The organism is Acinetobacter sp., from assembly GCF_050285345.1.
Lineage (GTDB): Bacteria > Pseudomonadota > Gammaproteobacteria > Pseudomonadales > Moraxellaceae > Acinetobacter.
The window spans coordinates 1-10,435 of record NZ_JBLZXR010000119.1 but is presented as its reverse complement, the minus strand read 5'-3'; the positions used below and the strand labels follow the sequence as shown (position 1 = coordinate 10,435).

Here is a 10,435-nt window from a genome sequence, read left to right as displayed (position 1 = left end):
TTGGTTTGTCTGATCACTTACATGTTATACAACATATTCATCATTTTTTTATGTTGTCAATGCGTATGTCCTATGATTTTTAACAGAACTTCTAGATAAATCAACTTCTAATGAATTTTATTGAGCAACAACCCAATATATTCACCGAACCAGATTGCAGTTTCTAAATCACCTGTTGGCGGTGTCACTTCGACAGGAGCATTATCAGACTGAGTCATGAGACCCAAGAAGCTCGACATTCGGTTTAAATCGGTACTACTACGCCCCGTAGGCATTAGTGGTAAACCACTCCAAATCATGCCATGTTGCATCGCGAATAGATTAATTTGCTGTAATACCGCAAGTTTATCGCCACTCAAACCACCACCATTGGTAAAACCGGCTGCCAATTTTCCTTGCCAAGTTCGCGCCAACCAGCGTTTTGATGATTGTTCCATGAACAATTTCATTGCCGCGCTCATACTGCCCATATAAGTTGGACAACCAAAAATAATGGCATCGGCATGATCGAGCACATCCCAATCGACATTTTCCACATTCATTAAATGAACGTTCGCACCCGCTTTTTCTGCGCCTTGGACAATATAATTCGCCACTTTCGCAGTGTGCCCATAGGGACTGTGATAAACAACAGCAAGAGATTTAGCAGTCAAAGACATATCAATAAAAAGTCGAGAGATTCAGTCAAGTTTAACATTTTCAAAGCATAAAGACGAATGTTGCCATGCGCCCCGTTTTTGTTTCACGGCGATATGAATAATAGTCTTCAGATTGACGATAGGTGCATTGATCGCCACCGAGGACGGTTTTAACCCCATGTAAGGCAAGAATATAACGTGCAATGGCATAAAGATCGGCATAGAACTTGCCTTCTTTTACTCCCGCTTTAAATGCAGTTTCCAGCTCAGGATATTTCTCACAAAAAGCCGCTTTTACTTCTGTACCAATTTCAAAGCTGTCTTGGCAAATGGCGGCGCCGAGCCAGGCCCATGTCGGCTGACTTTGCATGGTTAAAATGGTATTTTCAATAATACCGTGCGCTAAACCTTTCCAGCCTGCATGTAAGTTAGCGACTTCTGTACCTTCTGCATTACCCAAAACCACAGGCAAGCAATCCGCAGTCATCATCATTAAGGCATGACGTGGAATTTGCGTCACCATGCCATCACCCTCAGGGGCATCAAATAAAATTTGCTCATTAATGGTGTGGCAAATGGTGCTATGAGTTTGATTCATCCAACTAATTTTATTCACGCCATATTCAGCAAAGTCTTGCAATAAAATCATACGATGCTTTTGTACACGTGCAGCATCATCTCCCACATGCAAGGCAAGGTTAAACCCTGCCAACTCAGGTTGTTTCGGCTCCTGAGTTTGATCATGTTGAATCTGAGTCTGCCCCACATAAATACCGTGTGGGAGTCCTTGTACAAATTGCATGTTACTGTCCTTGTTTCAATATGGCGGTCAAATCAGGCAAGTGATCAAAACCAATTAATAAGCTTTATTTTCCGTGCGTAGCACTTCGACCAAGTTATTAAAGTCCTCTGGCCATGGTGCTTCAAACATCATGTCTTCACCCGTACGTGGATGAACCAGACCCAATTTTGCTGCATGCAAAGCCTGACGTTTAAAGCCACGCAATGTGTCGTCTAATAACATAGATGCACCCGCTGGCATACGTACACGTGGCACATAAACTTGATCACCGACCAATCCATGCCCAATATAAGTAAAATGTACACGAATTTGATGGGTACGCCCTGTTTCCAAACGTGCTTGCACACGGGTAAAGTGTTGGAAACGCTCTTTTACATTGTAATGTGTGACCGCATCTTTACCACCCGGAAGTACCGCCATTTTTACGCGATCGACTGGATGACGTTTAATCGGTTCATCAATTGTCCCACCTGCAATAATATTGCCATACACCACAAGGTCGTAAATCCGGTAAACTGATTTTTTCGCCAATTGCTTACTTAACGAAAATTGTGACTCAAGATTTTTCGCCACCACCAATAAGCCCGAGGTATCTTTATCGATGCGGTGCACTAAACCTGCGCGCGTGAGTTCTGAAGATTTAGGATAGTGGTATAGAATCGCATTGACCAATGTCCCTGTGCTATTTCCAGCACCCGGATGTACAACCATACCGACGGGCTTATTGATCACCATAATATCGTCATCTTCATAGACAATATTCAGGGGAATATCTTCAGGTAGGCTACGAGTTTGCGCTTCTAGCTCAACTTCTAAGGTCAACAGCTCAGTACCTTCACATTTGTACTTTGGTTTCACAGTGTTACCATTGACCAACAAATGCCCTTCTTTGAGCCACTGTTTGAGTTTTTCACGAGAAAAATCAGTCCAAACCAGTGCAGAAACCTGATCGATACGCTGTCCTAAATAGCTTTCATCCAATTGAAATTGCAACGATAAACGTGTTGCAGTTGAGTCTGAAGTATGGTTATCTGCATCCTCAGAATCTTCAAGTAAATTGAAATCAGTTTCAGGGAAATTAGAATTGGAAGATTGTGCTTGACTCATTTGCTCATTCAGACAAAAGTGGTTTAATAGTTCAATTGTAGCTCATTGCCCGTATTAACAGAGGAATTTTTATGTCGCTACCAAAATATAAAATGACAATGCTTGCTCTAACGATCGGCATTGCATCGGCAATGGTAGGCTGTAGTAGTAATCCCAAGAAAGAAGTGGTTGACACAGGTCCACAGTCAAGCGAACAGGTTTATATCGAAAAAGCAAAAAAAGCGCTTGATCGTCACCAATATACAGATGCGGCAAAACACCTTGAAGCATTAGAAACCTATTACCCGACAGGGAACTATGCACAGCAAGCACAACTTGAACTATTGTATGTAAAGTTTCAGCAAAAAGACTATGAAGGTGCAATTGCACTTGCAGACCGTTTTATTCGTATGAACCCGCAACATCCGCAAGTTGACTACGCTTACTATGTTCGTGGTGTATCGAACATGGAGCAAAACTATAATGGCTTGCTTCGTTATACCTCTTTAAAGCAGTCTCATCGTGATGTGAGCTATTTAAAAGTGGCGTATCAAAATTTCGTCGACTTCATCCGTCGCTACCCTTCTAGTGAATATGCTGTCGATGCAGCACAGCGTATGAAGTTTATCAGTCAGGAATTGGCTGAAAGTGAAATGAATGCAGCACGTTTTAACGTGAAACGTAAAGCATGGTTAGCTGCTGTAGAGCGTTCACTTTGGGTGGTTGAACATTACCCACAAGCCCCACAAGTACCAGAAGCATTAGCAACGATTGCTTATGGTTATGACAAATTGGGCGATACAGCGACTTCACAACAATATATTCAAGTGTTGAAACTAAACTATCCAAAACTGGTGAAGTCAGATGGCTCGGTCAATATGCGTGCAGCACGTAGTGAAGGTAGCTTCCTTAACCGCGCAACACTAGGGATTTTTGGTCAAGAAGCTCAAACCATGAGTGAGCAAAATGCCACTGAAGTTGAAGCACCTGAAGAAAAACGCAGTTTGACCAATCGTTTAAGCTTCGGCTTATTGGATCGTCCAAAAACCGAAAATACCGAGTCAACTGAACCAGCTGAATAATATCACTACAGTTAGAGTCGATTTTTCACCAAGGGCAAGTTAGAATACTTGCCCTTTTGTCTTTTCATGATTTGCTTAATCAGATAGATTAAAAGGTATACAATACGTCAAAGAGCATGACTCATTCTACTTCTGCGTATACATTGCATTGCTGAACTCGTTTTAATTCACGAACTGCACTAACTGACCTCATTGATAGACAGAAAATACAGCATGGCCATTCCTCAACATACCATTGATCAAATCTTAGATCGCACCGATATTGTCGATGTGATTGGTCAGTTTGTGAAATTGAAAAAGACTGGACGCACCTATTCAGGTTGCTGCCCTTTTCATCAGGAAAAATCGCCTTCTTTTCATGTCTATCGCGATAAACAATATTTTCACTGCTTTGGTTGTCAGGCCAATGGGAATGCCATCCGTTTTTTAATGGATATTGGCAGTCGAAACTTCATCGAAGTGATGAAAGATTTATCTAGCCAAACTGGTATTGAACTACCTAAAGACAATCACGATTCCAATAAACTCAAATATAAACGTGAATCAAAACCTAAACCTATTGTTCAAGCTGCTCAAAAAAACAATACCGCAGAACAAATCAATACATCTAAACAAACAAAATCAGAAAATCCCCCAAGCCACAATAGCTTTGAGCATGATCCCTTTGCCGAATTTCAAAATACCGAAGAAGCCTTCTATGGCAACGACCCTTTTGCACATTTTGATCAAATCAATGAGGGTTTTGAAGATGTACCGCAAGACGGTAACCTCTATGACTTACTAGAAAATGTCGCCCAGTTTTATGAGCAGCAACTTCCGTTTAGTCCACTGGGTCAAACCTACTTTAAACAACGTGGTCTGAGTGCAGAAACGATTGCCTACTGGCGCTTAGGCTATGCACCTGAAGATTGGCAACATCTGGAAAAAGCCTTTCCACAAGATATTGAAGGCCTCAAACTCCTTGGTTTGATTCGGACCAGTGACAGCGGTCGTGACTTTGATTTACTACGTGAACGGGTAATTTTCCCAATTCGTGATGCCAAAGGCCGTGTGGTCGGCTTTGGTGGTCGTGCCTTAAATGACGAAATTAAACCCAAATATATCAACTCACCTGATTCAGAAGTTTTCCATAAAAATCAGTTGCTGTATGGCTTATATGAAGGCCGTAAACAAAAGGCTCAAGACTGGCTCATGGTTGAAGGTTATATGGATGTCATTGCCCTACAGCAATATGGCATTCATGGCGCTGTAGCAACTTTAGGAACAGCCAGCAATACCGAACACCTCAACATTTTATTTAAACAAAATAGCCGTATTACTATCGCTTTCGATGGTGATGCCGCAGGTCAAAAAGCCGCTCGTCGTACCCTTGAAATTGCACTGCCACTGCTCAATGACGGTCGTGAACTGAAGTTCTTTGTCTTACCGAATGACCACGATCCTGACTCACTGATTCGTCGTGAAGGCATTGAAAATTTTCGACGTTTGCTGGATACCTCTCCACTGTTGTCAGAATTTGTCTTTGCCCATTTGACGCAAAACCATAACGTGACCTCGCCTGAAGGGAAAAGTCAGGTCATGGGTGAACTGAGGCAGTTGACCGAGTTATTACCCAAAGGTGGATCATATCGCTATCTTTTACAGCAATATTTCCGTGAAAAACTCGGTTTTAGCCGTAAATGGCAACCACAAGTTAACAATGACGCCTCTTTAAGTTTTAGTACCAAAATTGATGCTGAAGAATATGTGATTGCGATTTTGATCAATCACCCTTATCTGTATATTCACTTTGAGCCTTTACGTGCTTTAGTGTCTCAAGATTTATTGCTCTATCATATTTTGAGCATTTTCAATGTGATTTTTGATGAGCTGCCTGATGACCCAGAGCTGTCAACGTATTATGTACTCGGTGCATGTGCAGCACATCATCATGAATTGCAGCATATTTTAGAACACGCCAATATCAGCGACTATACCTCTTCGCCTGAACAAGCCGATAAACTCGCAGCGGATTTATCCATCAAACTGCAATATCAATTCCTGCAACTAAAAATTAAATCCAATAAATTTTCTAGCCTTGCTGAAATGCGTAATTTAAAACAACGGATTTATGATATTGATAAAAAAAGATCGCTCACCTTACTTGAAGATTAATCCTAAACTTCAAGTGATGAGCGACCTTTTAATCTGTATTTCGACTTTAATTACTTATTAAATTATTTCTTCGGCTTACGACGGTGTTCCGCCACATGCGCCAAATCTTGTTCCAACATCTCAAAATAGGCAGGATCTTCTGCCGTTGCCGCGTGACGCAGCACAATTGAAGTTGGATGGAGCAATTTTTGTGTTAGACGATGAGAAAATTCCTGCATCACTTTGGCTACATCTTCACCTTTTGCAATACGGCCCAGTGCAAGAGCCAGTTCTTCCTGACGTAATGATTCACCATGTTCACGGTAAGCATGAATGGTTGAACCGGCAAGATTGACCTTTTGTTGCGTGATTAACTCTGTCACCAGTTGATTCACCATGACTTCAGCTTCAACTGCTGCTTGGCGACGTTGTGCCAAATTTTCTTCAATCACGGTTTGCAGGTCATCAACACCATACAAATACACGCCATCCAAACTTTCAACTTTGGCCTCAATGTCACGTGGAACGGCTAAATCCACCATCAACATTTGCTTATAACGACGCTTTTTCAGCGCAGCTTTGACATCTGCAAAATGAATGACTTGATGTAAACTACCGGTACAACTTGAGATGACATCGGCACGATGTAAGTTTTCAGCCAAGGCATCAAAATCAATAATTTCAACTTCAACACGATGCGCAATTTCTTGCGCTAAGACTTCCGCACGAGCACGAGTTCGGTTGCAAATAATAATTTTTCCCACACCCATTTCGGCCAAATGCTTCGCCACTAAGCTATTCATTTCACCGGCAGCAACCACCAAAACGGTTAACTGTTCAGGTTTACTAAAAACTTGCAGTGCCAATTGTGCAACGGCATAGCCCATTGAAACAGCGTGACTGCCTACTGCAGTTTCCGAACGGACACGTTTGGCTGCATAAAAGGCATATTCAAAAATTCGGTTTAAATTGGCTGAGACAGTTTCTGCATCTTTGGCGAGCGAGAGTGCAGTTTTCACTTGGCCTAAAATTTGTGGCTCACCCAACATCAGTGAATCCAAGCCACTCGCGACACGCATCAAGTGCGTGACTGCTTGTGCATTTTCGTAGCGATATACATGATTTGACAACAGCTTTACATCAATACCATTTGATTGGGCGAGCCAATTCAATACCATATCTGCATTTTCAGACATGGCATACACTTCGGTACGATTACATGTAGACACCACCACCATGTCATTCAATTCAGGTGTATGGCTTTGCTGTTCCAGCAATGCAGTTAACTTTTCAGGGTTAAAAGCAATTTGCTCACGCAGCTCTACAGAGGCGGTTTGATGGTTGACACCCAATGCAAAGAAAGACATATCAGATCATCATTTCGCTAAATTTATGCTATTGTGCAACATCGGTGTCATAAAAAGCATTACTTGGATCAAGAAAAATTGCGTCTAACAAATAGCCGACTAAGCGGCCAGACAATAAAGCAGTATTCTACCACACTCTTACTTGTCGGTAGCATGGCTTCTACTGCCCCTATTCGGGCTGTGGGGGAAGTTTACCATGCAAATTCAGGATATGATGCAATTAAACAAAGTATGATTGCCGAGTTTGCCTTAGCTTATAACGACATTCCGACTGCTTTGCATAACTACACCGTGCTGGCCATTAAAAGTAAATCAAGCATGGTCAAACAACGTGCCTTAAATGTTGCGATTGAACAAAACGACTTACGTGCAGCCTTAGACATTGCTACCCATTGGGTTGTCCAAGAACCTGAAGATGTCCCTGCATTATTTTATTTATCACATATTGCATTAAAAGCCCATGAATATGAACTGGCCGCGGAAACACTCGATAAAATATTAACCATCGACCCGAATGCCGACTTAGAACAAATTCTGGCTGGGATTTCCCCAGAATCACCTGAGGATCGTGCTTATCTAATTCAAGCACTCACGGCCAGCAAAGAAAAAACCAATCCTTCCATCTTAGTTTTGGTGGCTGGCTTACAGGCGCAAAATGGAGAAATCGCCGATGCTCTCAACACCATTAATTTAGCACTCAAAAAACGCCCAAAAGTCACTGGTTATATCCTAATGAAAGCCAACTTACTGTTGGCTTTGGGAGATGAAGACGAGACCTTAAAATGGTTTGAAAAATCCAGTCGTAAACACCGCAACAATATGGAAGTCCGACTGGCTGAAGCTAAATATTTAATTAAGATTAACCAATCTGAACCGGGTTTAGAAAAACTTGAAGACATTTTAAAGAAGTGGCCAAAAGCTGAAGAAGCGCTATTTATGGCGGGTCTGACCAGTATTGACCTTGAATTATATGAAAAAGCAGAAAAATATTTAGTTGAATTGCGTTATTCAACTCAATATCAAAATGAAGCCTACTACTATTTGGCGGTCAATGCCGAACGTAAAGAGCATTTTGAAACAGCCAAAGCCTATTACCGTTTGGTGGACGGCAGTCTTTATACCGTGTCACGCCGTAATATGATTAATATTTTTGCACAGCAAAATAAGCTACCTGATGCTTTACGCTTTTTGACGCAAGAACGGGTGAATTATCCACAGCATGCCAGTTTCTTATATCTTGCACAGGCTGATATTTTAAAGCGCATGAACAATAAAAAAGCCGCGATTCGTTTACTCGATGAAGCGGTGCGAAACTTACCTGAAGATCCAGAGCTAATTTACTCCGAAGTGCTGCTGCTTGATGCGCATCAAGACAAAGATAAACTGGATAAGCTGCTCAAACAATTACTGGAAATTGAGCCGAATAGCCCCACTTATCTGAACGCTTATGCTTATACCCTAGCGGTACAAAATAGACGTCTAGATGAAGCACGTAAATATGTCGAACATGCGCTGGAATTTGCCCCTGAACAAGCCTCCATTTTAGATACCTTAGGCTATATTTGCTATCTACAAAATGACTTCAGCACTTCTGCTTCGGTGCTTGAAAAGGCTTATGAACTCAGCAACAGTATTAAAATTGGGATTCGCTATGCACGCTCAGTTTTCATGCTCGGCGATATGTCAAAATTTGACGCGTTGTTACAACAACTCCAACAAAAATATCCGAATGATCCGCAATTAGAACAGCTGAATTCGCTATTGTTACCCCTACAAATGAAAAAGAGTTAAAGACCTTTTATGTATCTCACTTCAAAACTGGGGCTATCTACCCTGACCTGTTGTGCATTATTTTTTACTGGTTGTCAGCCATATATACAACCCCAAACACCTGTGCCAACGCCTGAAGAAATTGCAGCCAATCAATTTAACCTGCAAGGTAAAATTGGTGTACGCACCCCACAACAAACTGGTAGCGCATTTTTTACCTGGGTCCAAGACCGTGATGAGTTTGATATTGAGCTCAGCGGAATTTTAGGTGTAGGCAAAACTCAAATCAGTGGTAAACCTGGCGATGTACAACTGAACAGTGCAAAAACTGGTCTGATCGAAGCAGCAACACCTGAAGAATTATTAGAACGTGCAACCGGCTGGCAAGCACCAATTACCCATTTGGTTGATTGGGTACAAGCTCGCCCTGCCACGACGCAAGCCAAAATTGAACGTGATACAGCACAGCGTCCACTACAAATCATTGAAGATGGCTGGACGGTAGATTTGAGTTATAACGAAGCTGCAAACTTGCCGAATAAATTAATTTTGAAACAAGCGCTTGAGTCTGGTAAGGAAAACCGTATTACAATGGTGATTCAAAATCGTTAATTTCTTTGATTAAGCTGACTTATGACTTCTGTAATTCGTGTTCCTTCTCCTGCAAAACTGAATTTGTTTTTGCATATCACTGGCCGCCGTGAAAATGGCTATCACGAATTACAAACCATTTTCCAGCTGATTGATTTGTACGACTGGCTTGAATTTAGCCCGTTAGACTATTCATCAGAAACTAATTTGATTCAGATTGATGGCTTAAATGATGTTCAACTTGAGCAAAATTTAATTTATCGTGCTGCAAAAATACTCGAGCCCTTTGCACAACACCGAACGGCACAAAAAATCCACATCGAAAAAAGTATTCCGATGGGTGCAGGACTCGGTGGTGGCTCTTCCAATGCCGCAACGACGCTGATCGTGCTGAATAAAATTTGGCAATGTGGACGAAATACTGAGCAACTGGCTGCATTGGGTTTACAACTTGGTGCAGATGTTCCAGTCTTTGTTCATGGCTTAAATGCGTGGGCAGAAGGCATCGGTGAATACTTAACATTCATAGATTTAGCTCAAAAGCAGTACATTGTGTTAAAACCTGACTGTTTTATCAGCACTCAACTGCTTTTTTCACAAAAAACGTTGACAAGAGACACGAAGCCTACTAAATTTTGCGGCTATCAGGAATCACCATCTGATTTTGGAAATAACTTTGAGCCAGTGGCAAGAAGTTTATATCCCGAAGTCGATGAAGCGATGCAGTATTTAGATCAGTTCGGTACAGCAAAGCTTACAGGTACAGGTGCTTGTGTTTTTACTGAAGTAACTGAAAATATGAATATTGATGACATTTTAAAAAATGCGCCATGTAAATCTTACTTGGTTCAGAGTTTAAAAGAATCACCATTACGTCATTTTAAAGTTTGATAGGGGTATCGCCAAGTGGTAAGGCACCGGGTTTTGATCTCGGCATCCGTTGGTTCGAATCCAGCTACCCCTGCC

At 41.7% G+C, this 10,435-nt stretch carries 9 protein-coding genes and 1 tRNA gene; 6 read left to right on the top strand and 4 right to left on the bottom strand.

Annotated elements, in window-relative coordinates; genetic code table 11:
* Positions 1-107: 107 nt before the first annotated feature.
* The 3 genes from ACN6OV_RS10670 to rluD are packed head-to-tail and all read right to left on the bottom strand — an operon-like array spanning position 108 to position 2,547.
* Entirely contained in the window at positions 108-659 is a 552-nt protein-coding gene (locus tag ACN6OV_RS10670) for a flavodoxin family protein (RefSeq protein ID WP_427952791.1), read from the bottom strand.
* 40 nt (positions 660-699) lie between these two features.
* A complete protein-coding gene (pgeF, locus tag ACN6OV_RS10665; RefSeq protein WP_427952789.1) occupies positions 700-1,440 on the bottom strand; it encodes a peptidoglycan editing factor PgeF in 741 nt (246 codons plus the stop codon).
* Between the two features lie 54 nt (positions 1,441-1,494).
* On the bottom strand, positions 1,495-2,547 hold the full coding sequence (gene rluD, locus ACN6OV_RS10660) for a 23S rRNA pseudouridine(1911/1915/1917) synthase RluD (RefSeq protein ID WP_427952787.1): 1,053 nt from the start codon (positions 2,545-2,547) through the stop codon (positions 1,495-1,497).
* 71 nt (positions 2,548-2,618) lie between these two features.
* Between rluD and ACN6OV_RS10655 the strand changes: the two genes are divergently transcribed.
* Positions 2,619-3,608 (top strand): outer membrane protein assembly factor BamD, encoded by a 990-nt coding sequence (locus ACN6OV_RS10655; RefSeq protein WP_427952785.1) that lies wholly within the window; start codon positions 2,619-2,621, stop codon positions 3,606-3,608.
* A 213-nt stretch (positions 3,609-3,821) separates the two neighbouring features.
* A complete protein-coding gene (locus tag ACN6OV_RS10650; RefSeq protein WP_427952783.1) occupies positions 3,822-5,762 on the top strand; it encodes a DNA primase in 1,941 nt (646 codons plus the stop codon).
* Positions 5,763-5,824: 62 nt separating this feature from the next.
* Here ACN6OV_RS10650 and hemA read toward each other — a convergent pair whose 3' ends face one another.
* Complete coding sequence (hemA, locus tag ACN6OV_RS10645) at positions 5,825-7,108, bottom strand: glutamyl-tRNA reductase (protein WP_427952781.1); 1,284 nt, start codon at positions 7,106-7,108, stop codon at positions 5,825-5,827.
* 78 nt (positions 7,109-7,186) lie between these two features.
* Between hemA and ACN6OV_RS10640 the strand changes: the two genes are divergently transcribed.
* The 4 genes from ACN6OV_RS10640 (at position 7,187) to ACN6OV_RS10625 (ending at position 10,433) form a co-directional block, all read left to right on the top strand.
* Positions 7,187-8,899: a tetratricopeptide repeat protein gene (locus ACN6OV_RS10640; RefSeq protein WP_427952779.1), complete on the top strand. Its 1,713-nt coding sequence runs from the start codon at positions 7,187-7,189 to the stop codon at positions 8,897-8,899.
* A 9-nt stretch (positions 8,900-8,908) separates the two neighbouring features.
* Positions 8,909-9,490 carry a lipoprotein insertase outer membrane protein LolB gene (gene lolB, locus ACN6OV_RS10635; RefSeq protein WP_427952777.1) on the top strand — a complete coding sequence of 194 codons (582 nt, stop codon included), beginning with the start codon at positions 8,909-8,911 and terminating at the stop codon, positions 9,488-9,490.
* A 21-nt stretch (positions 9,491-9,511) separates the two neighbouring features.
* Complete coding sequence (gene ispE, locus ACN6OV_RS10630) at positions 9,512-10,360, top strand: 4-(cytidine 5'-diphospho)-2-C-methyl-D-erythritol kinase (RefSeq protein ID WP_427952775.1); 849 nt, start codon at positions 9,512-9,514, stop codon at positions 10,358-10,360.
* 1 nt (position 10,361) lies between these two features.
* A tRNA-Gln gene (locus ACN6OV_RS10625) sits at positions 10,362-10,433 on the top strand.
* Positions 10,434-10,435 lie beyond the last annotated feature (2 nt).